Source organism: Streptomyces sp. NPDC004542, assembly GCF_040610035.1.
Lineage (GTDB): Bacteria > Actinomycetota > Actinomycetes > Streptomycetales > Streptomycetaceae > Streptomyces.
The window spans coordinates 42,487-68,901 of record NZ_JBEXLP010000010.1; the positions used below are offsets into that span (position 1 = coordinate 42,487).

The 26,415-nt window shown below is 72.6% G+C and carries 22 protein-coding genes and 2 pseudogenes; 14 read left to right on the forward strand and 10 right to left on the reverse strand.

Features of this window, described 5'->3' with window-relative positions; genetic code table 11:
• Positions 1-3 precede the first annotated feature (3 nt).
• The 4 genes from ABZX30_RS08760 to ABZX30_RS08775 all read left to right on the forward strand — a co-directional run bounded on the left by ABZX30_RS08760 (position 4) and on the right by ABZX30_RS08775 (position 4,629).
• On the forward strand, positions 4-198 hold the full coding sequence (locus tag ABZX30_RS08760; protein ID WP_355930597.1) for a hypothetical protein: 195 nt from the start codon (positions 4-6) through the stop codon (positions 196-198).
• A gap of 260 nt (positions 199-458) precedes the next feature.
• Complete coding sequence (gene tatA, locus ABZX30_RS08765; RefSeq protein WP_355930599.1) at positions 459-737, forward strand: Sec-independent protein translocase subunit TatA; 279 nt, start codon at positions 459-461, stop codon at positions 735-737.
• A gap of 47 nt (positions 738-784) precedes the next feature.
• Complete coding sequence (gene tatC / locus ABZX30_RS08770; RefSeq protein WP_355930602.1) at positions 785-1,732, forward strand: twin-arginine translocase subunit TatC; 948 nt, start codon at positions 785-787, stop codon at positions 1,730-1,732.
• A 44-nt stretch (positions 1,733-1,776) separates the two neighbouring features.
• Positions 1,777-4,629, forward strand: coding sequence for a DEAD/DEAH box helicase (locus ABZX30_RS08775; RefSeq protein WP_355930605.1), 2,853 nt, complete (start codon positions 1,777-1,779; stop codon positions 4,627-4,629).
• Between the two features lie 59 nt (positions 4,630-4,688).
• Here ABZX30_RS08775 and atzF read toward each other — a convergent pair whose 3' ends face one another.
• Genes atzF through ABZX30_RS08795 form a run of 4 tightly spaced genes read right to left on the reverse strand, consistent with a single transcriptional unit; the run spans position 4,689 to position 11,379 of the window.
• Positions 4,689-6,413 carry an allophanate hydrolase gene (atzF, locus tag ABZX30_RS08780; RefSeq protein ID WP_355930608.1) on the reverse strand — a complete coding sequence of 575 codons (1,725 nt, stop codon included), beginning with the start codon at positions 6,411-6,413 and terminating at the stop codon, positions 4,689-4,691.
• 15 nt (positions 6,414-6,428) lie between these two features.
• The gene (locus ABZX30_RS08785; protein ID WP_355930610.1) at positions 6,429-9,944 is read right to left on the reverse strand and encodes a 5-oxoprolinase/urea amidolyase family protein; all 3,516 of its coding nucleotides are present in this window, start codon (positions 9,942-9,944) and stop codon (positions 6,429-6,431) included.
• Complete coding sequence (locus ABZX30_RS08790; RefSeq protein ID WP_355930612.1) at positions 9,941-10,558, reverse strand: urea amidolyase associated protein UAAP2; 618 nt, start codon at positions 10,556-10,558, stop codon at positions 9,941-9,943. The genes ABZX30_RS08785 and ABZX30_RS08790 overlap by 4 nt, the downstream gene beginning before the upstream one ends.
• Positions 10,555-11,379, reverse strand: a complete 825-nt coding sequence (locus ABZX30_RS08795) for an urea amidolyase associated protein UAAP1 (RefSeq protein WP_355930613.1) — start codon at positions 11,377-11,379, stop codon at positions 10,555-10,557. The genes ABZX30_RS08790 and ABZX30_RS08795 overlap by 4 nt, the downstream gene beginning before the upstream one ends.
• A gap of 173 nt (positions 11,380-11,552) precedes the next feature.
• On the opposite strand from ABZX30_RS08795, the gene ABZX30_RS08800 reads away from it, so the two are divergent.
• The 6 genes from ABZX30_RS08800 (at position 11,553) to ABZX30_RS08825 (ending at position 17,111) form a co-directional block, all read left to right on the forward strand.
• Complete coding sequence (locus tag ABZX30_RS08800) at positions 11,553-12,179, forward strand: helix-turn-helix domain-containing protein (RefSeq protein ID WP_355930615.1); 627 nt, start codon at positions 11,553-11,555, stop codon at positions 12,177-12,179.
• A gap of 321 nt (positions 12,180-12,500) precedes the next feature.
• Positions 12,501-14,126, forward strand: a complete 1,626-nt coding sequence (locus ABZX30_RS08805; RefSeq protein ID WP_355930617.1) for an ATP-binding protein — start codon at positions 12,501-12,503, stop codon at positions 14,124-14,126.
• Entirely contained in the window at positions 14,123-14,530 is a 408-nt protein-coding gene (locus tag ABZX30_RS08810; protein ID WP_355930619.1) for a roadblock/LC7 domain-containing protein, read from the forward strand. The genes ABZX30_RS08805 and ABZX30_RS08810 overlap by 4 nt, the downstream gene beginning before the upstream one ends.
• Positions 14,527-14,937, forward strand: a complete 411-nt coding sequence (locus tag ABZX30_RS08815) for a DUF742 domain-containing protein (protein WP_355930622.1) — start codon at positions 14,527-14,529, stop codon at positions 14,935-14,937. Before ABZX30_RS08810 ends, ABZX30_RS08815 begins: the two co-directional genes overlap by 4 nt.
• On the forward strand, positions 14,918-15,538 hold the full coding sequence (locus tag ABZX30_RS08820; protein ID WP_355930625.1) for an ATP/GTP-binding protein: 621 nt from the start codon (positions 14,918-14,920) through the stop codon (positions 15,536-15,538). Before ABZX30_RS08815 ends, ABZX30_RS08820 begins: the two co-directional genes overlap by 20 nt.
• A gap of 85 nt (positions 15,539-15,623) precedes the next feature.
• A complete protein-coding gene (locus ABZX30_RS08825; protein WP_355930627.1) occupies positions 15,624-17,111 on the forward strand; it encodes a cytochrome P450 in 1,488 nt (495 codons plus the stop codon).
• 39 nt (positions 17,112-17,150) lie between these two features.
• Here the strand turns inward: ABZX30_RS08825 and ABZX30_RS08830 are convergent, their stop codons facing one another.
• The 4 genes from ABZX30_RS08830 to ABZX30_RS08845 all read right to left on the reverse strand — a co-directional run bounded on the left by ABZX30_RS08830 (position 17,151) and on the right by ABZX30_RS08845 (position 21,779).
• Positions 17,151-18,104 carry an RluA family pseudouridine synthase gene (locus ABZX30_RS08830; protein WP_355930629.1) on the reverse strand — a complete coding sequence of 318 codons (954 nt, stop codon included), beginning with the start codon at positions 18,102-18,104 and terminating at the stop codon, positions 17,151-17,153.
• 17 nt (positions 18,105-18,121) lie between these two features.
• Positions 18,122-19,687 (reverse strand): amino acid permease, encoded by a 1,566-nt coding sequence (locus ABZX30_RS08835; protein WP_355930631.1) that lies wholly within the window; start codon positions 19,685-19,687, stop codon positions 18,122-18,124.
• 190 nt (positions 19,688-19,877) lie between these two features.
• Positions 19,878-20,723: a siderophore-interacting protein gene (locus ABZX30_RS08840; protein ID WP_355930634.1), complete on the reverse strand. Its 846-nt coding sequence runs from the start codon at positions 20,721-20,723 to the stop codon at positions 19,878-19,880.
• Positions 20,724-20,849: 126 nt separating this feature from the next.
• On the reverse strand, positions 20,850-21,779 hold the full coding sequence (locus ABZX30_RS08845; RefSeq protein ID WP_355930786.1) for a 5'-3' exonuclease: 930 nt from the start codon (positions 21,777-21,779) through the stop codon (positions 20,850-20,852).
• 443 nt (positions 21,780-22,222) lie between these two features.
• On the opposite strand from ABZX30_RS08845, the gene ABZX30_RS08850 reads away from it, so the two are divergent.
• The 4 genes and pseudogenes from ABZX30_RS08850 to ABZX30_RS08865 all read left to right on the forward strand — a co-directional run.
• Positions 22,223-22,792, forward strand: coding sequence for an XRE family transcriptional regulator (locus tag ABZX30_RS08850; protein WP_355930636.1), 570 nt, complete (start codon positions 22,223-22,225; stop codon positions 22,790-22,792).
• Positions 22,793-22,802: 10 nt separating this feature from the next.
• Positions 22,803-23,135: pseudogene (locus tag ABZX30_RS08855) on the forward strand (helical backbone metal receptor); the annotation flags it as partial.
• 79 nt (positions 23,136-23,214) lie between these two features.
• A complete protein-coding gene (locus ABZX30_RS08860) occupies positions 23,215-24,165 on the forward strand; it encodes a LysR family transcriptional regulator (protein ID WP_355930638.1) in 951 nt (316 codons plus the stop codon).
• A 231-nt stretch (positions 24,166-24,396) separates the two neighbouring features.
• Positions 24,397-24,750, forward strand: a pseudogene (locus ABZX30_RS08865) (aminoglycoside phosphotransferase family protein); the annotation flags it as partial.
• A gap of 90 nt (positions 24,751-24,840) precedes the next feature.
• Here the strand turns inward: ABZX30_RS08865 and ABZX30_RS08870 are convergent.
• A complete protein-coding gene (locus ABZX30_RS08870; protein ID WP_355930639.1) occupies positions 24,841-25,548 on the reverse strand; it encodes a gamma-glutamyl-gamma-aminobutyrate hydrolase family protein in 708 nt (235 codons plus the stop codon).
• A 57-nt stretch (positions 25,549-25,605) separates the two neighbouring features.
• Positions 25,606-26,340, reverse strand: coding sequence for an FCD domain-containing protein (locus ABZX30_RS08875; protein WP_355930640.1), 735 nt, complete (start codon positions 26,338-26,340; stop codon positions 25,606-25,608).
• Between the last annotated feature and the right edge of the window lie 75 nt (positions 26,341-26,415).

A 26,415-nucleotide genomic window follows, 5' to 3' on the forward strand; every position in this document is an offset into this window, starting at 1 on the left:
GTCATGTTCTGGCCGATGTTCGCGGTAGCCGTGGGTTTCCTGGGACTTGCCGTCCTCGGTGTGCTGGCCGTCCGGGTCTTCCTGGAGGCGCGGCGCCTCGGCGAGCAGGTCGCGGACTCCGCACGCCGTATCAACAGGGCGGCCGAGGACCTGGAGCGGGCGTCCCTGAGTGCCGCCCGTGCCGCCGACTCGCTGTGAGGGCCGCTGTGGCGGCCCTGTGAGTCCTGTGACCCCAGCGTTTTGGGTCGCTTCGCCCTGTCACGCGAGCCGGTGCGGCAGGTACGCTGCTGGTCGCGGTGCGGAGAACGAGGCGCGTACCGCTGACCGGGAGTAAGCGCGGGGATTGCCTCACGTTTACCCCCGAGCGTTACGATCGCTGGCAGCACGATTGATCGGACGTGTGTCCGACTGGTCGGACAGCACCCCACCCAGCCGCCTCGGTGAGAAGGTAAAGACTTATGTTCGGAAGGCTCGGAGCTCCCGAGATCATTCTCATCCTTGTCGTCGTCATCCTGCTGTTCGGCGCGAAGAAGCTTCCGGACATGGCCCGCTCGCTCGGCAAGTCCGCGCGCATCCTCAAGAGCGAGGCGAAGGCGATGAAGGAAGAGGGCAACTCCTCCGCCCAGGCGTCCGGCACCGGCGAGCAGCCCCCGGCGCAGCGCACGATCCAGGCCGCCCCCGGTGACGTGACCAGCTCGCGCCCGGTCAACGAGCCGACGGACACCACCCAGCGCTGACGCACGGCCGGACCCGTCCGGCCTGCCGCACGAGATGAGGACGTGGGTTGCTCAAGCCTGCCCGCAAGAAGGAGAAGGATCCCGAGGGGCGGATGCCTCTCGCGGATCACCTTCGTGAGCTGCGCAACCGGCTCGCGAAGGCGATGCTGGCCGTCATCGTCGTGACGGTCGTCGCCGCCTTCTTCTACAACGACATCATCAACTTCCTGACGAAGCCGATCCTGGACTCCGTCGGCTGCAAGCAGTCCTTCGAGCAGTTGGTGAACTCCACCAGCGACACCCAGTGTGCGCGGATCACGATCAACGGCCTCCTCGCCCCCTTCACGCTGGCCCTTCAGGTCTCCCTGATGGCCGGTGTCGTGTTCGCCTCGCCGGTCTGGCTCTACCAGCTGTGGGCGTTCGTCGCCCCGGGGCTGCACCGGCACGAGAAGAAGTACGCCTACGGCTTCGTCTTCACCGGTGCTCCGCTGTTCATGGGTGGTGGGTTCTTCGCCTACAAGGTGATGCCCACGACGGCGAAGGTGCTGATCGGCTTCACGCCGCAGGGCGTCGACAACCTGCTGCCGCTCGACGACCTGCTGCAACTCGTCACGCGCATGGTGATCGTCTTCGGTCTTTCCTTCGAGCTGCCGCTGCTGCTGGTCATGCTCAACCTCACCGGGGTACTGACCGGCAGGCGCATGCTCGGCTGGTGGCGCGGGATGATCCTGGGCATCACGGTCTTCGCGGCCGTCGCCACGCCGAGCACCGACCCGCTGTCCATGCTGGCGCTCGCCGGGCCGATCTGGGTGCTGTACTTCGCCGCGGTCGCCTTCTCGCTGCTCAACGACAAGCGCAAGCGCCGCCGGGCGGCCGAGGGCCCCGCCGACGACGAGGCCTCCGAGCTGGACCTCACGCCGGAGGCCATCGACGAGGTCGAGCCGGTCTCCGCCGGCCGGGTGGTGCCCGAGCAGCCGGGCCCGGACCGGGTCAACGGCTATGACGACGTGACCTGACCGGCCCCTGCACCGCTCATTGTGGTCGTCCCACGTTCCGGATAATGATCGTCCTGTTGTCAGCGGGGCCCGGTAACCTCGAAAGCACGATGACAGAGGACCTCTCACCGGCCGAGCGGTACGCGGCAGCCCGCAGGCGGGCAGCCGAGCAGGCCACCGCACTCGCGTCCTTCCGCGAGATGTACGACTTCGGCCTCGACCCCTTCCAGATCGAGGCCTGCCAGGCGCTCGAGGCGGGGAAGGGCGTGCTGGTGGCCGCCCCCACCGGCTCGGGCAAGACGATCGTGGGCGAGTTCGCCGTCCACCTCGCCCTCCAGCAGGGCAAGAAGTGCTTCTACACGACACCCATCAAGGCGCTGTCGAACCAGAAGTACTCCGACCTGTGCCGGCGCTACGGCTCCGGGAAGGTCGGCCTGCTGACGGGCGACAACAGCGTGAACCCGGACGCCCCGGTGGTGGTGATGACCACCGAGGTGCTGCGCAACATGCTGTACGCGGGCTCGCAGACCCTCCTCGGCCTCGGGTACGTGGTCATGGACGAGGTGCACTACCTCTCCGACCGCTTCCGCGGCGCGGTGTGGGAGGAGGTGATCATCCACCTGCCCGAGTCGGTGACCCTGGTGTCCTTGTCGGCGACGGTGTCGAACGCCGAGGAGTTCGGCGACTGGCTGGACACCGTCCGAGGTGACACCGAGGTGATCGTCTCCGAGCACCGGCCCGTGCCGCTGTTCCAGCACGTACTCGCCGGGCGGCGGATGTACGACCTGTTCGAGGAGGGCGAGGGCCACAAGAAGGCCGTCAACCCCGACCTCACGCGGCTGGCTCGTATGGAGGCCAGTCGCCCGTCGTACCAGGACCGCAGGCGGGGCCGCGCCATGCGCGAGGCCGACCGGGAGCGGGAGCGCAGGCAGCGTTCACGGGTGTGGACGCCGAGCCGGCCCGAGGTCATCGAGCGGCTCGACTCCGAGGGCCTGCTGCCCGCCATCACCTTCATCTTCAGCCGTGCCGCCTGTGAGGCCGCCGTCCAGCAGTGCCTGTACGCGGGTCTGCGGCTCAACGACGAGGAGGCGCGGGAGCAGGTGCGTGCCCTGGTCGAGGAGCGCACGGCGTCGATCCCCACCGAGGACCTGCACGTCCTCGGTTACTACGAGTGGCTGGAGGGCCTCGAGCGCGGCATCGCCGCGCATCACGCGGGCATGCTGCCGACCTTCAAGGAGGTCGTGGAGGAGCTGTTCGTCCGCGGCCTGGTCAAGGCGGTCTTCGCCACCGAGACCCTCGCGCTGGGCATCAACATGCCCGCCCGTTCCGTGGTGCTGGAGAAGCTCGTCAAGTGGAACGGCGAGCAGCACGCCGACATCACCCCGGGCGAGTACACCCAGCTCACCGGCCGCGCCGGCCGCCGTGGCATCGACGTCGAGGGCCACGCGGTCGTGCTGTGGCAGCGGGGCATGAGCCCGGAGCACCTGGCGGGCCTGGCGGGCACCCGCACGTACCCGCTGCGCTCCAGCTTCAAGCCGTCGTACAACATGGCGGTGAACCTGGTCGAACAGTTCGGCCGGCACCGGTCCCGTGAACTGCTGGAGACCTCCTTCGCGCAGTTCCAGGCCGACAAGTCGGTCGTCGGGATCTCCCGGCAGGTGCAGCGCAACGAAGAGGGGCTGGAGGGCTACAAGGCCTCCATGACCTGCCACCTCGGCGACTTCGAGGAGTACGCGCGGCTGCGCCGCGAACTGAAGGACCGGGAGACCGAGCTGGCCCGGCAGGGCGCCTCGCAGCGGCGTGCCGAGGCCGCGGTGGCCCTGGAGAAGCTCAAGCCGGGTGACGTGATCCACGTGCCGACGGGCAAGTACGCGGGACTGGCACTGGTTCTGGACCCGGGTCTGCCCGCCGGCCGGTCCAACGGGCACCGCGGCTTCGACCACCACGACGGCCCGCGTCCGCTGGTGCTGACCGCCGAGCGGCAGGTCAAGCGGCTGGCGTCGATCGACTTCCCGGTCCCCGTCGAGCCCCTGGAGCGGATGCGGATCCCGAAGTCCTTCAATCCGCGCTCGCCGCAGTCCCGCCGGGACCTGGCCTCCGCGCTGCGCACCAAGGCCGGGCACATCCCGGCGGAGCGTGCCCGCAAGAAGCGCTCGCAGGCCGCCGACGACCGCGAGATCGCGCGGCTGCGCACGGCACTTCGGGCGCATCCGTGCCATGGGTGCAACGACCGTGAGGACCATGCCCGTTGGGCGGAGCGGTACCACCGGCTGCTGCGGGACACCTCGCAGCTGGAGCGGCGGATCGAGGGCCGTACGAACACCATCGCGCGGACCTTCGACCGGATCGTCGCCCTGCTGACCGAGCTGGACTACCTGCGCGGTGACGAGGTCACCGAGCACGGCAGGCGGCTCGCCCGGCTGTACGGCGAACTCGACCTGCTGGCCAGCGAATGCCTGCGCGAGGGTGTCTGGGAGGACCTGGCCCCGGCCGAACTCGCCGCCTGCGTGTCGGCGTTGGTGTACGAGGCCCGGGTCGGCGACGACGCGATGGCGCCCAAGGTGCCGTCGGGCAGGGCCAAGGCGGTGCTGGGGGAGATGGTCCGGATCTGGGGCCGGCTGGACGCTCTGGAGGAGGAGTTCCGGATCACCCAGACCGAGGGCGTCGGCCAGCGCGAGCCCGACCTCGGCTTCGCCTGGGCCGCGTACATGTGGGCCAGCGGCAAGGGGCTCGACGAGGTGCTGCGCGAGGCGGAGATGCCGGCGGGCGACTTCGTGCGGTGGTGCAAGCAGGTGATCGACGTGCTCGGCCAGATCGCGGCCGCCTCTCCCGCGGAGGGCTCGACGGTGGCGAAGGCCGCGCGCAAGGCGGTCGATCAGTTGCTGCGGGGTGTGGTGGCCTATTCGTCGGTGGGGTGATGCCGCGGTGCTGATGCCCGCCCCGACCGTCCCCGTCGGGGCGCTCTACGGCCGGTTCATCAACTCGGCGGGTGCGGGGTGTCGGTGGCCGGTGGCGCGGTGCGCCGCCCCCCTTCAGGCCGGCTGTTCTCAGGCCGGTCGAGATAGGACCGCCAACCGCCGTACCCGGTGATGTCCTCGGCGTCCGTCAGTGCGCTCGGCTCGCACAGGAAGCCGGGGACCCGGGTGCCGTCGGCCAGCTCCACCGAGCCCAGCGCCATCGGGCGGGGGAGTGCGGTCAGCAGGCGGCCCAGGCCCTCCGCGGGCAGCCGCCACACCTCCGTCTCGATGGCCGCGCCGCCCTCGCCCACGTGGGTGAGGCCCGGCTTCGCGGGCGCGGTGCGCAGGGCGTGCAGGCGGTAGACGGGTGCGGTGGTGGTCGTGCGGTCCAGGCGGGCGCCCAGGGCGAGCAGCTGGGGATTGAGGGGCTGGCCGGTGAGGTGGGCGCCGACCACGGCGAGGCTCGTCTCCGGCTCCAGGGTCCGGGCGATGCGGGCCAGGCGTTCGTCGGTGAACGCCGGGCCGATCAGCATCACGCCGAAGGGCAGGCCGTTCACCTCGCCCGCCGGGACGGCGACCGCGGCCAGGTCGAAGAGGTTCGTGGAGTTGGTGAACCGGCCCAGGCGGGCGTTGGCGCCCAGGGGGTCGGCGGCGACGTCGGCGAGGGTGGGGTGGCCCGGCGCGGTGGGGAGCAGCAGGGCGTCGGCGTCGGCCAGTTCGGTCAGGGCGTGGGCGCGCAGGGCGGCCAGGCGGTCCTGGTCGGTGAAGAGCCGGTGGGCCGGGATGTCACGGGCTCGCGTGATGATGCCGGCGACGGTGGGGTCGAGTCCCTCACCTCCCTCTGAGATCAACTTGTCGACAAAGCTCCCCACGGCCGCGTACCGCTCGGCGACGAACGCGCCCTCGTACAGCATCGCGGCGGCCTGGGTGAACGGGGTGAGGTCGACCGGGCGTACCGACGCGCCGGAGGCCTCGAGCCGTGCGGCCGCCGCCTGGTACGCCTCGGCCCAGCCCTCGTCCAGTTCGCCGAGCTGTTCGAGCGGTGGGACGGCGACGCGCCAGGGGCCGGGGGCCCGCTGGGGGAGGGCCGGCAGCTCGCGGCCGGGCGGGGACGCCATGAAGGTGAGGGCCTGTTCGGCCTCGGGCAGGGTGCGGGCGAACACCGTCACGCAGTCGATCGAGGCGCAGGCCGGGACCACGCCCGCCGTCGGCACCAGGCCCCGGGTCGGTTTGAGGCCGACGATACCGTTGAACGCCGCCGGGACCCGGCCCGAGCCCGCCGTGTCCGTACCGAGCGCGAAGTCCACGATGCCCAGGGCCACCGCGACCGCCGAGCCGGAGCTGGAACCGCCGCTGATCCTGGCCGGGTCGTGGGCGGCGCGTACCGGCCCGTGGGGGGAGCGGGTGCCGACCAGGCCGGTGGCGAACTGGTCCAGGTTCGTCGTGCCCAGGACCAGCGCGCCCGCGGCACGCAGACGGGCTACGGCCGGCGCGTCGGCGGCCGGCTCGTACGCGTAGGCCGGGCAGCCCGCCGTCGTGGGCAGGCCGGCCACGTCGATGTTGCCCTTGGCGGCGAACAGGCGGCCGGCCAGGGGGAGGCGGGCCCCGGAGGCCACGCGGTCGTCGATCGCGCGCGCCTCGGCCTCCACCTCGGCCCGCGGGCGCAGGTCGATCCAGATCTCGGGGCGGTCGACGGCGTCGATGCGGGCGTAGGCCGCGCGGACGCGGGTGACAGCGGTGGACATGTCCGCCTCCTCTTCTCAGTTCGGTGCCGGGGCCAGGACGACCAGCGCCGTCCCCGCCTCCACCTGGTCGCCGGGTTTGGCCAGGACCTCCGCCACCACCCCGGTGATCGGCGCGTGCACCCTGGACTCCATCTTCATCGCCTCCAGCGCGAGCAGCGGCTGCCCGGCCGTCACCTCGTCCCCCGGCGCCACGTTCAGCTGCCAGACGGAGGCGGCGAATTCCGCTTCCACCAGGCGTCCGCCCGCCGGGACGGTCACCTCGGCCGGGGCGGACGGCGGTGCGGAGGCGGCCTCCGCCCGCGCGAACTCGCCCGCCGCCTCCCAGGCGTCACGTTCCGCCGCGAACGCGGACTGCTGGCGCCGTCTGAACTCCGCTATGGACGCGGCGTGTTCGGCCAGGAACGCCTGGTGGTCCGCCAGTGAGAAGGTGCCCTCCTCGACGCGTGGCACGAAGCGGCCCGAGATGATGTCGGCGCGGAGGCCGAGGAGTTCGTCCGCGTCGACCGGGTACCAGCGGATCCGGTCGAAGAAGCGCAGCAGCCAGGGTGAGCCCGGCTCGAACGCGCCGCGTTGCTGCCACGGGGACCACACCTGCGTGGTGCGGCCCACGAACTGGTAGCCGCCGGGGCCGTCCATGCCGTAGACGCAGAGGTAGGCCCCGCCGATGCCGACCGAGTTCTCCGCGGTCCAGGTGCGCGCCGGGTTGTACTTCGTCGTCACGAGGCGGTGGCGGGGGTCGAGCGGAGTGGCCACCGGGGCGCCCAGGTAGACGTCGCCGAGGCCGAGGACCAGGTACTCCGCGGCGAACACCGTGTCGTAGACGTCCGCGACCGTGTCCAGGCCGTTGACGCGGCGGATGAACTCGATGTTCCACGGGCACCAGGGCGCGTCGTCGCGGACCCCGGCCATGTAGCGGGTGATCGCCTCGCGGGTGGCCGGATCGTCCCAGGACAGGGGGAGGTGCACGGTTCGGGAGGGGACGGTCAGTTCGTCCGTGGGCGGCAGGGAACGCGCCAACCGCCGCACGGCCGCGAGGAGATCACGCTGGGCGAGGCGTGCGGGGTCCGTCCGGATCTGCAGGGAGCGGATGCCGGGGGTGAGGTCGGTGACGCCCGGCAGGCCGGCCCGGGACACCGCTTCCATCAGGGCGTGCACCCGCATCCGCAGGGCCAGGTCCAGCTGCATCGGGCCGAACTCGACCAGCAGGTTGTCGTCGCCGCTGCGACGGAACGTCACGTCGGCGTCGCGGGCGAGCACGCCCCCGTCGACGATCTCGGGGCGCGGTACGCCGTCCACGTCCACCGGCCGGAAGCGGACGGTGTCGCCCGGGCGCAGCTGGCCCAGCTTCCAGCGTTCGCGGCTCAGGACCGTGGCCGGGCACACGAAGCCGCCCAGCGAGGGGCCGTCGGGGCCGAGCACCACCGGCATGTCGCCGGTGTAGTCGACCGCGCCCACCGAGTACGGGGTGTCGTGGATGTTGGACGGGTGCAGTCCGGCCTCGCCGCCGTCCGAGCGCGCCCAGCGCGGCTTGGGGCCGACCAGGCGGACACCGGTGCGTGCCGAGTTGAAGTGGACCTTCCAGTCGGCCGCGTAGAAGTCACGGATGTCCTCCTCGGTGAAGAACTCCGGTGCCGCGTGCGGACCTTCGACGGCCCCGATGTCCCACTCGGTGGTGAAGCCGGGGCGGTCGGCCACCGGGGTGCCCTCGGTGACGGTGGCGGTGCCGCCGTGCAGCACGTCACCGGTGCGCAGCGCCCGGCCGCCGTGTCCGCCAAACCGGCCCAGCGTGAAGGTGCTGGCGCTGCCCAGGAACGCCGGCACGTCCAGGCCGCCGCCCGCGAGGAGCACGTACGTCCTGAGGCCCCGGGCCCGGGGGGCGCCGACCTCGAGGACCGCGCCCGCGGGGACGGTGACCGGTTCCCACTGGGGAACGGGCGTGCCGTCGACGGTCACCGGGGCCGGGGCGCCGGTCACGCACACGGTCGTGGCGTGGCTGAAGCGGAGCGAAGGCCCCTGGAGGGTGCATTCGAGGCCGGGGGCGCCCTCAAGGTTGCCGAGGGCGAGATTGCCGAGACGGAAGGAACGGTCGTCCATCGGGCCGCTCGGCGGCACCCCGACCTGCCAGTGGCCGATGCGTCCGGGCCAGTCCTGGACGGTGGTGAGCGTTCCGCCGGCGACCACCTCGATGCGGGGCGTCGGGTCGGTCACGGTCGCCAGGGTCGCCGTCGAATGGGCCGCCGCGCGGAAGCCGGGGTGGGCGAGCGCCTGCCGGACCAGGCCGAGGTTCGTCTCGACACCGTCGACGCGGGTGCGGGCGAGCGCCTCGTCCAGCCGCCACAGGGCGTGCGCCCGGTCGGGGCCGTACGCGATCACCTTCGCGAGCATCGGGTCGTACGACGTGGTCACCTCGGTGCCCGTCTCCACCCAGCCGTCGACGCGCACCCCGGCCGGGAACGCCACCCGGGTCAGCAGTCCCGCGCTGGGCCGGTGGCCGCGGGAGGGGTCCTCGGCGTACAGGCGGGCCTCGACGGCGTGGCCGCGGGGCGGGCCCGGGTCGCGGACGACGTCCGACTCGCCGCGTGCCAGGCGCAGCATCCAGGCGACCAGGTCGACGCCGTAGACCTCCTCGGTGACCGGGTGTTCCACCTGGAGGCGGGTGTTGACCTCGAGGAAGTAGGCCTCCTCGCGGGCCGCGTCGTACACGAACTCGACGGTGCCGGCGGAGCGGTAGCCGACGGAGCCGCACAGCCGCCGGGCGGAGTCCGCCAGCCGGGTGCGGACGTGGCCGGGCAGGCCCGGCGCCGGGGCCTCCTCGACCACCTTCTGGTTGCGGCGCTGAAGGGAGCAGTCGCGGTCGCCGAACGTGACCACCCGGCCCGCGCCGTCGCCGAAGACCTGCACCTCGATGTGACGGGCCTGCTCGACGAGCCGTTCGAGGAACACCCCCGTAGAGGAGAAGGAGGCGGCCGCGACCCGCTGCACCCGCTCCCAGGCCTCGGCCAGTTCGCCGGCGGAGCGGCATGCCGACATGCCGATGCCGCCGCCCCCGCCGGTCGCCTTGAGCATGACCGGGTAGCCGATCCGCCCGGCCGCATCGAGGGCCTCGGTCACCGAAGCCAGCAGTCCGGTCCCGGGCGCCAGGGGCACCCCGGCGGCCTGAGCCGCCGCCCGCGCCGTGTGCTTCGCGCCGAACAGCTCCAGCTGCTCCGGCGTGGGCCCCACGAACACGATCCCGGCGTCCTCGCAGCGCCGCGCGAAGGCCGCGTCCTCGGACAGGAAGCCGTAGCCGGGGTGGACCGCGCCCGCACCGGTGTCCTTGGCCGCCTTCAGCACCAGGTCCGCGTCGAGGTACGACTCCTTCGCCGGTGCAGGGCCCAGGCGTACGGCCTCGTCGGCGAGGCGTACGTGGGGGGCCGCGCGGTCGGCGTCGGAGTACACCGCGACCGTGCGCAGACCGAGGTCGCGGGCGGTGCGGATGATCCGTACGGCTATCTCGCCCCGGTTGGCGACCAGCAGGGTGTCGAAGCTCATGCGCCGTCCCCGTCCCCCGGGACCGCGGCCTCGATCGACATCTCCACCGCCGTCGGCGCGAAGCCGTTGCACGGGTTGTTGATCTGCGGGCAGTTGGAGACGAGGACCAGGACGTCGCGCTCGGCGCGCAGGGTCAGGGAGAGCCCCGGTGCCGAGATCCCGTCGACGATGCCGAGGGTGCCGTCCTTCTCCACGGGCACGTTCATGTACCAGTTGATGTTGGAGACGAGGTCGCGCTTGCCGAGGCCGTGCTTGGCGCCCTCGGCGAGGAAGTTGTCCACGCACGCGTGCTGCGACCAGGTGTGGTGGCCGTAGCGCAGGGTGTTGGACTCCTTGGAGCAGGCGCCGCCGACCGTGTCGTGGCGGCCCACGTCGTCGGCGGTCACGGTCATCAGCGGGGTGTGCTCGTTGGACAGCAGCACACTGCCGGTGGTGAGGAAGAGGGTGCCCTGCGCGTGGATCGTGTCGGGGGCGCTGTACCGGACCGACGTGTCGTGGGCGTCGTACACCAGGCAGTCGACGGCCTGGTTGCCGTGCAGGTCGGTGATGGTGAGCGTCTCGCCGGCGCGGACGACGGACGACCACGCGGCGCGGGCCGGGACGACGGTCTTCATGCGAGCCCCCTCGCGGTGCGGAGTTCGGCGGTGTTGAGGAAGGCGCGGCGGCCTTCGGGGGTGGCCTCCCACAGCGGGTCGCCCGGCGCGGTGGGCGCGGCGCGCCAGGCGAGGACCTCCAGCGGGGTGCTGACGTAGTCGGGGCGTGGGTCGGCCGGGTGCGGGACGTTGGCGATCAGTACGGTCACGTCCTGCTCGGTGCGCAGGGTGACGCTGCCGCCGGGGCCGGCCGAGCCGGTGAAGTCGAGCGTGCCGTCGGCGCCTACCTCGACGCCCTGGAAGAAGGAGAGCGACGGCGGCAGGTCGCGCGGCTCGAGTCCGTTCTTGGCGGCGGCCAGCTTGAACAGCTCGCGGCCCGCGGGGGAGGGGGACTGCGGGGTGCCGTCGCCGTAGCGTCCGGTGTTGCGTACGAGGGTGGAGGTGCCGCACAGCGCGTCGTGCCGCCCCGAGGTGTCCGCGACGACGGAGGCCAGGACGCGGCCCTGGTCGGACAGCAGCAGCCGCCCCTCGCCCAGATAGGCGTTCCACTGCACCTTGACGGTGTCGGCGACGTTCAGCCGCTCCCAGGGCCGGTCGGCGACGTACAGCAGCAGGTGCGCGCAGGCGTCGCCGGCGAGGTCCGTCAGCCGCAGTTCGGTGCCGCGGGCCAGGACCCGGTGCGTGTAGTTGCCGCCCGCGACCGTCTCCGCCCAGACCAGGTGGCCCGCCTCGCGGGGCGGCGCGGGCCATTCCCGGGCCGGCACGACGGGCATGGCCTCGGCGCGGGTGCCCTCTTGCGCCCGGGCGTGGGCCCGGGCTCCGTACGTGGTCGCTGTCGCCATCGGGGACCTCCGGGTTCCCGCGGTCGGTGTCGTGCCCGCCGCTCGACGTCATTTCTGTCGCCCGACAGAAATTAGGCGGCGGACGGGTCGCCGGGATTGCGCGGGGGTTGCCGCGCCGTTACCGAGCCCTCACGGAGATCGTCCAGGTTCGGCCGTGTGCGAGGATCGGGCGCATGGGAACGAGCGGCGGTCGCCGGGTCGGCCGGCCCCGGGCCGCGCAGCGGCCGGACAGCGGGCTGGAGCCGCGCGCCGAACTGCTCCGTGCCGCCGCGGAGTTGTTCACCACGCGTGGGTACGCGGCCACCACGACCCGTGCGGTGGCCGAGCGGGCGGGGATGCGGCAGGCGTCCATGTACCACTACGTCTCCGGCAAGGAGGAACTGCTCTCCGAGCTCCTGGAGTCCACCGTCACGCCCTCGTTGACCCGCGCCCGCCGGCTGCTCGCCGATGACGCGACCCCGGCCGAGGACAGGCTCCGGGAGCTGTGCCGCGCGGACGTGGAGCTGCTGTGCGGGGGGCCGCACAACCTGGGCGGGCTGTACCTGCTGCCCGAGGTGCGCGCCGAGCGTTTCGCCGGCTTCCACGCCGTACGGGCCGAGCTGAAGGACGCCTACCGGCAGCTGATCGCCGCGACGGCCGCGGGCGCGGTGTTCGACAAGGGCGAGCTGGACCTGCGGACGGACCTGGTCTTCGGTCTGATCGAGGGTGTCATCCTGGTGCGCCGCTCCGGACCGGACCTGCCTGTCACGCGGTTCGCCGGCGCCACCGCCGACGCGGCGTTGCGCATCGCCGGTAACTGAGTCGGTATCCGTCCCGCTCGGGAGACTGTTCACTCGTTACGGTGAGTTACTCTCGCACGCCTGTCCATGGCTACGCAGGGTGTGCGAATGTTGGCGGTACGTGCAAATGGGGCTGAGCGTACTCCTGCGCCATGGGTGATTTCAGGCGGTCGCTGAACATGACACGGCGATGATCCGGTCGGACTAGGCTCGCCCGCGGCGCACCGAGTTGAGGTGAATTCGTGCGCCTGTTCCTAAAAATTCCGAAGATCCACACTGCTTCCTGAATCTTCCCTCCGAAAGCTCCTCCGACACCCTGCCGATTCGTCACAGAGGGCAAACATGGTGAGTGTCCAATCCCCTCCCGGTGGCCGCGAACTGTCCTACGTACGCGTGCTGTTGTTGCCGGCCATGCTGATGGCCGCGGCGACCGGAGCCGCCGTCGCCGTGGTCGCGGCGCCGGCCCGGACCGCGGTCGGCCTGTGCGGCACCGGCGCCACACTGCTGGTGAGCGCGGCGGTGGCGGAAGCGGTGCGCCGCGGCCGCAAGCTCCACGAGACGCGGGCCGAACACGCCCGTCACACCGCGTACCTGGAGCGGCGCCTCGCCGCCCAGGAAGCAGATCTCCTCCGCTTCCGCACGGAGATCGTGCCGACCGCGCTGCACCGACTGCGCGCCGGAGAACCTCCCAGAGAGGTGGTGCACAAGGTCCTCGACGCCGACCCGGAACGGCGTCACCTCCCCGCCGCGCTGCGTGACCTGCTCAAGACCCTGCTGAGAGTCGTGGACGAGGAGGAGACGGCGCGCGACGCGGCGCAGCAGGCGTTCGTGAACATCGCCCGCCGCGTCCAGGCCATCGTCCACCAGCAGGCCGACGAACTGCGCGAGATGGAGGAGGACCACGGGCGCAATCCCGAGGTCTTCGACGACCTGCTGCGCATCGACCACGGCACCGCGCTGATCGGCCGGCTCGCCGACTCCATCTCCGTCCTCGGCGGCGGCCGCCCCGGCCGTCAGTGGCCCAACCCCGTGGCGCTGTACAGCGTGCTGCGCGGCGCCATGTCCCGCATCCTCGAGTACCGCCGGATCGACCTGGTCTCCATCGCCCACGTGAACATCAAGGGCACCTGCGTCGAGCCGGTCATCCACGCCGCGGCCGAACTGCTCGACAACGCCACCCGCTACTCGCCGCCCCAGACCAAGGTGCACGTCACCGCCACCGAGGTGCAGACCGGCGTCGCCATCGAGATCGAGGACGCCGGAGTCAGCCTCAACGAGGAGTCCCGTGCCCGTGTCGAGAACATGCTGGAGGCGGCCAAGGCGGGCGTCGACCTGCAGACCCTCGGCACCACCCCGCGCCTCGGCCTGGCCGTCGTCGGCCGGCTGTGCTCCACGTACCACATGCAGGTCTCGCTGCGTTCCTCCGCGTACGGCGGCGTCCGCGCCGTCCTCATCGTGCCCAGCGACATGATGACCACCGAGCCCGCCCCCGGCCTCGCCCACGGCATCGGCGCCACCGCCGTGCCCAAGGCGGAACTGGGCGCCCTCGAGGGCCCCAAGCGCGCTCCCAAGAAGCGGCGCCCCACCAGCCCCCGCATCCCCGCCGGGATCTCCATGGAGGACGACGTCCCCGAGGTCACCGAATGGACCGCGGGCGGCCTGCCGCAGCGCCGCAGCAGGATGAAGATCCCGCTCAGCCGGCGCCTCGCCGAACAGGCTGCCATCGAGCGGGCCGAACGCGAGGGCAAGCCCACCGTCTGGTCGCAGCACAAGCCCGAACCCGAGCCGGAGAAGAAGAAGGACGACCGCGAACCCGGACTGTGGGTCGAGGCCTTCTGGGAGGGGCTCAAGAAGGACAACCCCGGCCACCCGACCGACTTCACGCGGAACCCGACCGCATACCTGCACCTGATCGACGATGCGGCCACCCACCACACCGAGACCGACGACGAGGGGGACCTCAAGTGATCCAGCAGCGAGCGAACTTCGACTGGATGCTCAAGGAGCTCGCCGACGGCGTACCGGGCATCGAGATGATCGTGGTGCTCTCCGCCGACGGCCTGCGCATCGCCCGCCACGGCGGCGACCCCGACGCCGCCGACCGCGTCGCCGCGGCCTGCGCCGGCGTACAGAGCCTGGCCGGCGCCGTCGCCCAGGAACTCCCCGGCAGCGACGGCGACATGAAGCTGGTCGTCATCGAGATCGACGGCGGCTACTTCTACCTGATGGCCGCCGGCGCCAACGCCTACCTCGCGGTCCTCGCCGATGTCGTCTGCGAACCGGGCCGGATGAGCGGCATGATGCGCGACCTCGTCGTCCGCATCGGCGCCCACCTCACCACCTCGCCCCGGCGCAACGGGCAGACCGTATGACTCCTCCGCGACGCAAACGGCGACATCCGCGACCGGAACCGCTGCCGGAACCCCGCGCCGCGGCCGAGCGGACCGAGACCAAGAAGAACCCCGAGAGGCTGTACGTCATCACCGGCACCGCGGACGGGGGGCGCGCCGAGCTGGACCTGGTGACATTGATCGTGGCGCGCGCCGATCCACCGCCCTCCGTCCCGCCCGAGCAGGCGGCGCTGCTCCGGCTCTGCACCGCCCCCCTGTCGGTGGCCGAGCTCTCGGCCTACCTCAACCTGCCCTTCAGCGCGATGACCGTACTGATCACCGAGATGATCTCGGCCGAACTGGTGCAGGCGCGCGTTCCGATCGTCCGCCAGGCGCTGCCCGACCGTTCACTCCTCGAAGCGGTGATGCATGGACTTCAAAAACTCTGACACCGTCCCGGGCCCACGCACCGAGGATCATCTGCCCCATACGGCCCAGGCCGCCGTGAAGATCGTGATCGTGGGCGGCTTCGGAGTCGGCAAGACCACCCTGGTCGGCTCGGTCAGCGAGATCAGACCGCTGACCACCGAAGAGACCATGACCCAGGCCGGCATCGGTGTCGACGACGACTACGGCTCCGAGTCGAAGACGGCCACCACCGTGGCCATGGACTTCGGCCGCATCAGCATCACCGACAAGCTGGTGCTCTACCTCTTCGGCACGCCCGGCCAGGAGCGCTTCTGGTTCCTGTGGAACGGTCTCTTCGAAGGCGCCCTCGGCGCCGTCGTGCTCGTCGACACCCGCCGTCTGGAAGTCAGCTTCGACGTCATAGGGCGTCTGGAGGAGCGCGGGGTGCCCTTCGTCGTCGCCGTCAACTCCTTCCCGGACGCGCCCCGTCACCCCCTCGAAGAGCTGTGCACCGCGCTGGACCTGCCGCCCGAGATCCCCATCGTCGAGTGCGACGCGCGCCGCCGGGCCTCCAGCCGCGACACCCTGATGACCCTCATGCGCTTCCTGCACTCCCTCGCCATGACCGGCGCCCTCACCTGATCCCTCCCCACTCACCCGCTTTCCGCTCACTCCCTCCTCTCCCCGCTCTGCCCACACCCCGGATCCATCCCTCGGAGCGACCACTGTGACGCCTGAATCCCACTCCCCGACCGGCACGGACGATCCCACGCTCGGCCCGCCGCCCGGCTGTCCCGCGCACGGCCTCGGGCCCGGGGGACTGTGCCGGCTGTACGGCCCGGAAGCGGACGACCTGGGCGAGCTCTACGACAAGCTGCGGGCGGACCACGGCCCCGTGGCGCCGGCGCTGCTGCACGACGACGTGCCGATCTGGGTGGTCCTCGGCCACGCCGAGAACCTGCACATGGTGCGCAGCCCCTCGCAGTTCACCCGGGACAGCCGTATCTGGACCCCGCTGGTGGAGGGCATGGTCAAGCCCGACCACCCGCTGATGCCGCACATCGCCTGGCAGCCCATCTGCGCGCACGCCGAGGGCGAGGAGCACCAGCGGCTGCGGGCGGCCGTCACCGGCGCCATGTCCACCATCGACCACCGCGGCATCCGCCGCCACATCGGCCGTTACACCCAGGTGCTCGTCAACGAGTTCTGCGCAGAGGGCCGCGCCGACCTCGTCGGCCAGTTCGCCGAGCACCTGCCGATGGCGGTCATGTGCGAGATCCTCGGCATGCCCGAGGAGTACAACGACCGCATGGTGCAGGCCGCCCGCGACGCGCTGAAGGGCACCGAGACCGCCATCGCCAGCCACGCCTACGTCATGGACGCGCTGAGCCGGCTCACCAGCCGCCGCCGTGCCCAGCCGGACGAGGACTTCACCAGCCACCTCATCACCCACCCGGCGGGGCTGACCGACGACGAGGTCCGCGAGCACCTGCGCCTGGTGCTCTTCGCCGCCTACGAGGCCACCACCAACCTCCTCGCCAACGCGCTGCGCATGGTCCTCACCGCGCCGGGCTTCCGTGCCCAGCTCAACGGCGGGCAGATGACGGTACCGGAAGCGGTCGAGCAGTCCTTGTGGGACGAACCGCCGTTCAGCGCCGTCCTCGGCTACTTCGCCAAGCAGGACACGGAGCTGGGCGGCCGGCGCATCCGCCGGGGCGACGGGCTGCTGTTCGCCCCGAGACCGGGCAACGTCGACCCGCGGGTACGGCCCGACCTGTCCGCCAACATGCAGGGCAACCGTTCCCACCTCGCCTTCGGCGGCGGCCCGCACGAGTGTCCCGGCCAGGACATCGGCCGTGCCATCGCCGACGTCGGTGTCGACGCGCTGCTCACCCGCCTGCCGGACGTCCAGCTCGACTGTGAAGAGGAGGAGTTGCGCTGGCGGTCGTCGATCGCCTCGCGGCACCTGGTGGAGCTGCCGGTGCGTTTTGAACCGAAGCTCCAGCAGGACGTGACGCTCAAGCCCAGCCCCGCGCCGATCCCACCGCAGCGTGCCACGTGGCAGATCGGCGCCGCCGGTACGGAGCCCGCGCCGGCCGCCTCCTTCGCACCCGCACCGGAGGCGGTGGCGCCGCGGCCGGCTCCCGCGCCCGCCGAGCCGGCCCGCCGACGTGGCGTGTGGCAGCGCGTCACGAGGTGGTGGCGCGGCGACTGACCGGCCCGCCGCCCAGGCCGCCCCGCCCCGGGAGACCGCCTACCCGGCAGCCCACTTGGCGGGCGACGACCAGGCCCGCAACACCCGTCCGCTGACGAAGCGGTGCTCCGCCCCCGTGACCGGGTCGGTGAACTCCAGCCTCCGCGCCAGCAGTTGCAGCGGACGCCGGAAGTCGCCGGCCGGCACGGGCCCGGTGACCACCGGGTACAACGGATCGCCGAGGAGGGGAACGCCCAGAGCGCTCATGTGCACCCGCAGCTGGTGCGTCTGGCCGGTGGCGGGCGTGAGCCGGTACCGGCCCAGCCCGTCCCGCTCCCGGTGCTCGACCAGTTCGACCAGGGTCACCGCGTTCGGCTCGCCCGGTGTCTCCCGTGCGGCCGGGATCCCGCGCTCCTTGACGATCCGGCTGCGCACGGTCCGGGGCAGGGCCAGACCGGGGACGTACGGGGCGACCGCCTCGTACTCCTTGCGCACCTGCCGGTCGCTGAAGAGCGACTGGTAGGGGCCCCGGTCCCCGGGGCGTACCGTGAACAGCACCAGCCCGGCGGTCAGCCGGTCCAGGCGGTGCGCCGCCGTCAGGGCCGGCAGTCCGAGTTCGCACCGCAGGCGGGCCAGGGCCGTCTCGGCGACATGGCTGCCGCGCGGGGTCGTGGCGAGGAAGTGCGGCTTGTCCACGACGACGATCCGCTCGTCGCGGTACACGACCTCCAGCGGGAACGGCACCGGCACCTCGTCGGGCAGTTCGCGGTGGAACCACACGTACATGCCCGGTACGTAGGGGGTGTCGGCGGCCACCGGCCGGCCGTCCGCCCCGACGACCAGCCCCGCGTCGAGCATCCCCTCGACCGTTCCGGGCCCCGCGCCGCTGAGCCGCTCCACCAGATGCTCGCCGACCGTGGCCCACGCCCCGCCGGGCGGCAGCCGCACCCGCACCGGATCCACCCCGCGGCGCTGCGGCAGGGGAGAGGGCGGGGTGCGGGTCTTGCGTCTCATCGGCACCAGCGTAGGCGCTATGCGGGTACGGGCTCCGCCGTCTCCGGCTCGATCGCCGTCGTGCGCGCCCGGTACGCGCGGTGGGCCGCGCCCAGCGCGACCGTCACGCCGAGGAACAGCACCGTGAACCAGCGGAAGTACCAGTGCCCGCCCGCCGGGTCGTACACCGCCGCGCGCGGCCAGGCCAGGTTGACCGTCATGACCAGGCCGTACAGCAGGGCGAGGGCGTTGACCGGAATGCCCCAGCGGCCCAGGGAGAACAGGGGCGCGCCGGTCTCGTCGGTGCCCGTGGCCGTGAACTCGCCGCGCAGGCGCCGCAGCAGCAGGGGGCCGGTGACCATGGCATAGGCGAGGTAGAGCATCACGATGCAGGTGGTGCCGATGGCCAGGAAGGCGTCCGGAGAGGCGAAGTTCAGCAGCAGCAGGGCTGCCGCCAGGACGCCGACCACTACGGCCGGGGCACCGGGCATGCCGGTTCGGGGGTTGACGCGGGCGAGCTTCCTCGCGAACGGCAGCTGCCCGTCGCGCGCCATGGAGAACAGCATCCGGCAGGCCGCCGTCTGGATGGCCAGCGTGGCCACCGCGATCGCCACCACCACGTCGGCGAGCAGCACCCGGCCCACTCCGTCGCCCAGGCTGCTCGTCAGGACGTAACTGAGGCCGTCGACGGCGAGGTGCCCGTCGGTGAGGCTGGGCGCGGCGAGCAGCCCGCCGAGGACCACCAGACCGCCGAGCAGCCCGGCGGCGCCCAGGGCCGTGATCATGGTGCGCGGGGCGGTGCGGCGCGGGCGGTGGGTCTCCTCGCTCATCTCGCCCGCGCTGTCGAAGCCGATCATCACGTAGGCGGCGGTGAACGAGCCGACCAGCAGCGCGCCGAACAGCCCGCTCTGGGTGGCGGGACCGGTGTGGAAGGTGATGCCCGGGGAGCGTTTCGCGTGGGTCAGCAGCAGGACCACGATCAGCGCGGCGCCGATGATCTCGGCGGTCACGCCGATGCGGTTGACGGCGGACATCAGACGGTTGTCCACGAGGTTGACCAGCGTCGTCAGCGCCAGCAGGACCATGCCGAGCACCGCCGCGTTGGCGGCGCCGTCGGCGGAGACGGGCGAGGGGTCGTGGCCGATCAGCTGGAAGCCGGACCAGAGCGCCGGGAGCACCATCTGCAGGGCCAGCGCCGCCGCCGCGACCACCACGACCTGTCCGATCACCATGATCCAGCCGGCGAACCAGCCGAAGGCCGGAGTCGACAGCCGAGAGGACCACTGGTAGATCGCGCCGGAGATCGGGTAGCGCGCGGCGAGTTCCGCGAAGCACGCGGCGACCATGAGCTGGCCGGTCAGCACGGCCGGCCAGGCCCAGAAGAAGACCGGCCCGCCGAAGGAGTACCCGAAGGCGAAGAACTGGAAGACGGTCGTCAGTACCGAGATGAAGGAGAACCCGGCGGCGAAGGAGGCGTACCGGCCGAGACTGCGGTGCAGTTCCTGGCGGTAGCCGAACTCCTGGAGGGAATGGTCGTCGAGGGGACGGTCGTCGAGGGGACGGTCGTCGAGGGGACGGTGGTCACGGTGGTCGGTGGTCGTCACGGCGGCACCTGCCTTGGGCGCGGCGGAGGAAGCGAGTTCCTGTCGGGCGACAGAAATTAGGCAGGGGCTGTTTCGGCCGCGTCACGTCGGCATGTCCGGCACGGGCCCAAGTCCTCACGCCCGTGTGGGGCCCCGGACACGCCGGTGGCGGCACCCTCATGAGTGCCGCCACCTCCGGGAAGTGCCTGGCTCAGGCGGCCGCCGTGCCGCCCTCCTGCTCCGCCTCGACCCGGGCGTTCCAGTCCCGCTTGGTGGCCTGCCAGCCGTCCTCGTTGTGGCCCAGACGCCAGTAGCCGGAGATCGACAGGTCCTCGCGGGGCACGGCGAGTTCGACGCGCAGCAGCCGGCGCAGCTCCTTCACGAAGCCCGCCTCGCCGTGCACGAAGGCGTGCACCCGGCCCTCGGGGAAGTCCAGCGCCCGTACCGCCTCGACCAGGGCCGCGCCGACCGGCCGGTCACCGCGGTGCAGCCAGACGACCTGCACGTCGGAGTCGATCTTCTGCTCCTCCTCGGGGCCGGAGACCTCAACGAAGGCGTGTGCCCTGGTGCCCGCGGGCAGCGCCTCCAGGGAGCGGGCGATCGCGGGCAGCGCGCTCTCGTCACCGGCGAGCAGATGCCAGTCGGCGCTCACGTCCGGCGCGTAGGCCCCGCCGGGTCCCATGAAACGCACGGTCTCGCCCGGCTGGACGCGCGCCGCCCACGGCCCGGCCAGCCCCTCGTCGCCGTGGATCACGAAGTCGAGGGTCAGCTCGCGCTGTTCGGGACGGAAGCTGCGCACCGTGTAGGTCCGGGTCACCGGCCACTGCTCGCGCGGGAACTCCGCACGGATCCGCTCCACGTCGAAGGGCTCGGGGTAGGTCACGCCCGCGGCGGGGAACAGGAGCTTCACGTAGTGGTCGGTGCAGGTGTCCGCGGCGAAGTCCGCCAGTCCCTCACCGCCGAGCACCACCCGCTGCATGTGCGGGGTCAGCCGCTCGGTGCGCACCACCTGGGCGGAATGGGGCTTGCGCGGCTTGCGTCCCGGACGTTCTGCCATGACGGCCTCCCAGTTCCATGGATCGGGCGCCCTATTGGTTAGGTTCGCCTAAGTCAGCATTCGGGGCAAGTAAACACCCTTTCCCTCGGAACCGGATGAGAGCGTGCTCCCGGCAGGCAGCGCGCGTCAGGCTCCGAGCGTCGTCAGCAGCCGCTGCAGGGAACCGCCCAGTCCCCAGCGCTCCGCCAGTTCCTGGAGCCTCGCCGCGTCGCGCGGCGCGTGCGGCACCGCCGTGTCGACGTCGGGCAGCGGGACATCGGCGGCGACCCGGACGACCGTCGGCGCCACGGCGACGTAGGAACGGGCCTCCGCCAGCCGCTTGCGCTGGGACGGCGTGAGCCTGGCCGTGGGATCGTCGACCGCCGCCATGATTCCGGCCAGGTCGCCGAAGTCGGCGAGCAGCTTGGCGGCCGTCTTCTCGCCGATGCCGGGCACGCCCGGCAGCCCGTCGCTCGGGTCGCCGCGCAGCAGCGCCAGGTCCGCGTACCCGCTGCCGTCCACCCCGTACTTCTCGCGCAGCCACGCCTCGTCGGTCAGCTGCAGCGTGCCGACGCCCTTGAGCGGGTACAGCACCCGCACGCCGCGGTCGTCGTCCACCAACTGGTACAGGTCGCGGTCGCCGGTGACGATGTCGACCGGGCCCTTGGCGTGCGCGGTGAACGTGCCGATGACGTCGTCCGCCTCGTACCCCTCCACACCGACCCGCGCGATGCCCAGTGCGTCCAGGACGGCCTCGATGACCGGCACCTGCGGGGAGAGCGTGTCGGGGACCTCCTCCTCGTCCGGCCCCGCCTCGTGCGCCTCGGCGACCCGGTGCGCCTTGTAGGAGGGGATGAGCTCGACCCGCCAGCGGGGCCGCCAGTCCGCGTCCATGCACGCCACCAGGTGGTCCGGCCGGTGGTCCTTCACCAGCCGGTCGATGAAGTCCAGCAGCCCGCGCACGGCGTTCACCGGCGTGCCGTCCGGCGCCTTCACCGAGTCCGGGACGCCGAAGTAGGCACGGAAGTAGAGAGAGGCGGTGTCAAGGAGCATCAGTCGTCCGGTCACGCCTCGCATCATGCCGTACCGGGCGGGTCCGTGACCTTGGCCACCGTTGTCCGCCTCGCCGCCCGCCCCCTCGTGACGTACGGTGCCGCACGCGACGGACGGGATGGGCTCGGCCTCACCCACGGTAAGAATCCGGCCAACCACAGAGCGCTATGGCCCTGCCCAGACCTCGCCGTCCTCCCCGTCCGCGCCCCGTGCGCCTGACCGCGGGCCGACTTCGCATCGCCTTCACTGTCTTCACCCCGCGCGAACGGCCCCGATCGAAGGCCGGACGGGGGCTCCTGCGCTGGCGCGATCCTGGGGGTGACGCCGAGGCTGCGTGACATGGATGTGACGGCCGCATGAAACGGTTTGCCGAACATGCGTAGGGTGCAGAGAAGCCATCAGAAGTGGTGCGCCCGATGCGGGGCACCCGGCCGGACGCACGGCGAGCGAAGGAGGGAGCCGGAGCGATGGGCGACCACAAAGAACAGCAGCCCCTCCGGGTGGGCGCTGCCGTCCGGCGGCGCCGCCGCGCGCTGGAGCTCACCCTCGCCGTCGTGGCCGAGCGCAGCGGCCTGTCGGTGCCTTTCCTGAGCCAGGTCGAGAACGACCGGGCGCGCCCCAGCACGAGCTCCCTCGAGAAGGTCGCCGACGCCCTGCGCACCACCGCGGTCGAACTGCTCGCCGCCGCCGACCCGGCGTGCAGCGTGGACGTCGTCCGGGCCGAGGACACCGAGCCCGGCTTCGATCCGCGGGTGCGGGCCCTGGTGCGCGGCCACCACCAACTGCACGCCTCCGAGTTCACCGGCGACCACGATGCCGGCCGTGAATTCCAGCATCGCAACGACGAGTTGATGTACGTCGCCGACGGCGCCGTGGAGATCGAGGCGGAGGGCCGCGCCTACCGCCTCGGTCGTGGAGACACCCTCTACCTCACCGGCGGCGTCCGCCACCGCTGGCGGGCCACGGTCCCCGACACCCGGGTGATCGTCGTCGCGGTGGCGGAACACATCGAGGCGGTCAAGGACCGGTCCCGGTAGGGTCCGCCGCGTGCGGGTCGTCTCCCTCGTGCCGTCCCTCACCGAAGCGGTGGCCGTCACCCTGCCCGGCGTCCTTGTCGGCGCCACGGACTGGTGCAGCCATCCGGCGGACCTCGAGGTCACCCGTGTCGGCGGTACCAAGAATCCCCGGCTCGACCGCATCGCGGCCCTCGCCCCCGACCTGGTGGTCGCCAACGAGGAGGAGAACCGGCCGCCCGACCTCGACGCCCTGCGCGCGGCGGGAACGAAGGTCCTGGTCACCGAGGTACGGGACGTGCCGCAGGCCTTCCGCGAGCTGGCGCGGGTGCTGACGGCGTGCGGTGCCGCGAGGCGCTGGCCGCGCAGAGCGCATGAGCCCACGCTCGCGCGAGCGGACGCCGACGACCAGCCGGTTCGCTCCTATGGGGACATAAGCTGGTCTTATGACTGAGGCGAGCGGTGCGGCGGAGGAGCGACGGGGGCCCGGATCCCTGGCGTACCGGGTGCCTGATCTGGGCGCGCTGGAACTGCTGCTGGCGGTCGCGCGGCTGGGCAGCCTCGGGGCGGCGGCCCGGGAGACCGGCATCACGCAGCCCGCGGCCAGCAGCCGGATCCGGTCCATGGAACGCCAGCTGGGCGTGGCCCTCGTGGACCGCTCGCCGCGCGGCTCCCGGCTCACGGACGCGGGCGCCCTCGTCACCGACTGGGCGCGGCGGGTGGTGGAGGCGGCGGAGGCGTTCGACGCCGGCGCGCAGGCGCTCCGGGACCGGCGGGACTCACGGCTGCGGGTGGCCGCCAGCATGACCATCGCGGAGTACCTGCTGCCGGGCTGGCTGATCGCGCTGCGCGCCCGGCGGCCCGACACCGCGGTGTCGCTGCTCGCCGGGAACTCGGCCGCGGTGGCCGAGCGGCTCCTCGCGGACGAGGCCGACGTCGGGTTCGTGGAGGGGGTGTCGGTGCCGTCCGGCCTGGACTCCGCGGTGATCGCCCACGACCGGCTGGTCGTGGTGACGCCACCCGCCCATCCCTGGGCCCGCCGCCGGCGCCCCCTCTCGGCACAGGAGCTGGCGTCCACCCCGCTGATCCTCCGGGAGAAGGGCTCCGGCACCCGCCAGGTCCTGGACGCGGCCCTGGGCGGCCTGGCCCGCCCGCTGATCGAACTGTCCTCCACCACCGCGGTCAAGGCCTCCGTGGTCAGCGGCGCGGGCCCCGCGGTACTGAGCGAACTCGCGGTGGGCGAGGAACTCTCCCTGCGCCGGCTCGTCAGCATCCCGGTGGACGGCGTCGCCCTCCAGCGGGCCCTGCGCGCGGTCTGGCCGACGGGCCACCGCCCCGTGGGCCCGGCCCGTGACCTGCTCTCCCTGACCCGCTCCCGGCCGGACCGGGTGGCTTGAGGCCCTGGCTCGGGGCGTGGTGCCGGCGGCGGGCCGTCGGTGTGACTGGGCTGGGCTGGGCTGGGCTGGGGTGGTGCGGTCCGGGTGCCGGGGCCCTGTCCGGTGGGGGCGGCCGGGGTTCTGCCCGCCCTGGCCCGCTCCCGGCCGGACCGGGCGGCCCGAGGCGTGCGGGCGGCGCGGGCCGGCGGAAAACCGTTGGCGCAGCCGCCTTCGTGCTCGCCACCATGGCGCATGACCTCCACCGCCCCGCCCGCCGTGGGCGTCCGCACTCCCTGGGAGGATCTCCCCGGTGCCGTCACGGGCGCCGTCGCCGACCTGCTCGGGGCGCCCGTCGTGCACGCCGTGACCCAGCCGGGGGGCTTCTCGCCCGGCGCGGCCGCGCGGGTCCGTACCGCCGCCGGCCGGCGTGCCTTCGTGAAGGCGGTCAGCGCGGACGCCAACCCGCACAGCCCGTCCCTGCACCGCGCCGAGGCCCGCCACGCCGCGGCCCTCCCGGAGACCGTGCCCGCACCCCGGCTGCTCGGCACGTACGACGACGGCACCTGGGTCGCCCTCGTCTTCGAGGACGTCGCCGGGCACCAGCCCCCGCCCCCGGGCATCCCCACGGTCCGCGCCTTCCAGCGTGCGCAGGGAGCGGCGGCCCCGGCATGGCTCAGGAAACGGCTCGCCGCCGGCTCAGGAGCGGTGCGGGGCTGACGAGCCGGACGCCGCCCGGACCAGTGCCCGCACGACACGGACGTCCTCGCCCATCTCCGGGTGCCACTGCACGCCCAGCACCCAGCCGGGGGACGGCAGCTCGACGGCCTCCACCGTGCCGTCGGCCGCGTACGCCGAGGGGACCAGGCCCTCGCCGAGGCGGTCCACGGCCTGGTGGTGGTAGGTCGGCACGGTCGTCTCCTCCGGCACCACCTCGCCGTACAGGGTGCCCGGAACCGGCTTGACCGGGTGGCCGCCGAACACGCCGACCACCTCCGCGTGCCCGTCGAGGTGCTGCACGAGCGTCCCGCCGAGGGCCACGTTCAGCAGCTGCATGCCCCGGCAGATGCCGAGCAGCGGGATCCGCGCGGCCAGCGCCGCGTCGATCAGCGCGAGTTCCCAGGCGTCCCGCTCGGGCGCGGGCGGGCCCGTGCGCGGGGAGCGTTCGGCGCCGTAGCGGGCGGGGTCGACGTCCGGGCCGCCCGCGACGACCAGGCCGTCCAGCCGGGCCACCGTGGCCGCCGCGTGCTCCGGGTCGTCCGGCGGGAGCATCACGGCCAGCCCGCCGGCCCGCTGCACCAGACGCGGATAGCCGACGGGCAGCAGGGCCGCCTCCAGCTCCCAGACGCCCCAGCGCGCCCCCGTCTCCAGGTACGTGCTCACACCGATCAGCGGTCGTCCGGTCACACGGGCCTCCCAGCGGTCCAATGGTTCAGTGTCACACCTTTGCAGACCAGAGCCTGCTCATGCCAGGAAGCCCCGCAGCAGCGCCGCCGTCCCCGCGCAGTGCTCCCGCATCATCTCGCGTGCCCCCTGCGCGTCCCCGTCCAGCACCGCCTCGACCAGCGCGGTGTGCTGCCGCTGCGAGTGCTCCAGGTTGCGGACCAGCAGCGGAATGCAGTCCAGCAGGTCGTTCACCGTCGCCCGGACCGCCGCGTACTGCGCGGCCAGCGTCGGCGAGCCGCACAGCTCGGACAGCGTCAGATGGAGCAGGGTGTCCAGGCGGCGGTAGTCGGCGAGCGGCGCGTCGTGCGTGCGGGCCAGCGCCTCGCGCAGCCGGTCCGCCCGCTCACCGGTCAGCCCGTGCGCCGCGCACAGGCCGGCCGCGCCCACCTCCAGCACCTCACGGAAGCGGAGCACGTCCTCGATGTCGACCTCGGCGATCCGGCGCCGCAACTCGTCCTCACCGCCCGCGTCCGCGCGCGGCAGCACGAACGTGCCGCCGTACCGTCCGCGCCGGGACTCCACCAGCCCCTGGTCCTGGAGGACCTTCAGCACCTCGCGCAGCGTCACCCGGCTGATGCCCAGCCGCTCCGCCAGTTCCCGCTCGGCGGGCAGCCGCCCCCCGCCCGGCACCAGGCCGAGCCGGACCACCTGGAGGATCTGCTCCAGCGCCTCCTCGAAGCCGTTGCCCGCCCGCACCGGCCGCAGCACCTGCGTGAGCCGGTCGTCGAGACCGCCGTCGGCATCCACTGGCATCTGGCCGCGCCCCCTTCCCAAGCAATGGTTCTCCGCAATACCTTATGGCTCCCGGTCCGGCCGAAGAAGCGTGAA

Bases quoted from the DNA above. Each gene is read 5' to 3' on its own strand.
- ABZX30_RS08760 (WP_355930597.1), top strand. From the start codon at position 4: ATGTTCTGGCCGATGTTCGCGGTAGCCGTGGGTTTCCTGGGACTTGCC.
- tatA (WP_355930599.1), top strand. From the start codon at position 459: ATGTTCGGAAGGCTCGGAGCTCCCGAGATCATTCTCATCCTTGTCGTC.
- ABZX30_RS08775 (WP_355930605.1), top strand. From the start codon at position 1,777: ATGATCGTCCTGTTGTCAGCGGGGCCCGGTAACCTCGAAAGCACGATG.
- atzF (WP_355930608.1), bottom strand. From the start codon at position 6,413: ATGTCCACCGCTGTCACCCGCGTCCGCGCGGCCTACGCCCGCATCGAC.
- ABZX30_RS08785 (WP_355930610.1), bottom strand. From the start codon at position 9,944: ATGAGCTTCGACACCCTGCTGGTCGCCAACCGGGGCGAGATAGCCGTA.
- ABZX30_RS08790 (WP_355930612.1), bottom strand. From the start codon at position 10,558: ATGAAGACCGTCGTCCCGGCCCGCGCCGCGTGGTCGTCCGTCGTCCGC.
- ABZX30_RS08795 (WP_355930613.1), bottom strand. From the start codon at position 11,379: ATGGCGACAGCGACCACGTACGGAGCCCGGGCCCACGCCCGGGCGCAA.
- ABZX30_RS08800 (WP_355930615.1), top strand. From the start codon at position 11,553: ATGGGAACGAGCGGCGGTCGCCGGGTCGGCCGGCCCCGGGCCGCGCAG.
- ABZX30_RS08805 (WP_355930617.1), top strand. From the start codon at position 12,501: ATGGTGAGTGTCCAATCCCCTCCCGGTGGCCGCGAACTGTCCTACGTA.
- ABZX30_RS08815 (WP_355930622.1), top strand. From the start codon at position 14,527: ATGACTCCTCCGCGACGCAAACGGCGACATCCGCGACCGGAACCGCTG.
- ABZX30_RS08820 (WP_355930625.1), top strand. From the start codon at position 14,918: ATGGACTTCAAAAACTCTGACACCGTCCCGGGCCCACGCACCGAGGAT.
- ABZX30_RS08830 (WP_355930629.1), bottom strand. From the start codon at position 18,104: ATGAGACGCAAGACCCGCACCCCGCCCTCTCCCCTGCCGCAGCGCCGC.
- ABZX30_RS08840 (WP_355930634.1), bottom strand. From the start codon at position 20,723: ATGGCAGAACGTCCGGGACGCAAGCCGCGCAAGCCCCATTCCGCCCAG.
- ABZX30_RS08845 (WP_355930786.1), bottom strand. From the start codon at position 21,779: ATGCGAGGCGTGACCGGACGACTGATGCTCCTTGACACCGCCTCTCTC.
- ABZX30_RS08850 (WP_355930636.1), top strand. From the start codon at position 22,223: ATGGGCGACCACAAAGAACAGCAGCCCCTCCGGGTGGGCGCTGCCGTC.
- ABZX30_RS08860 (WP_355930638.1), top strand. From the start codon at position 23,215: ATGACTGAGGCGAGCGGTGCGGCGGAGGAGCGACGGGGGCCCGGATCC.
- ABZX30_RS08875 (WP_355930640.1), bottom strand. From the start codon at position 26,340: ATGCCAGTGGATGCCGACGGCGGTCTCGACGACCGGCTCACGCAGGTG.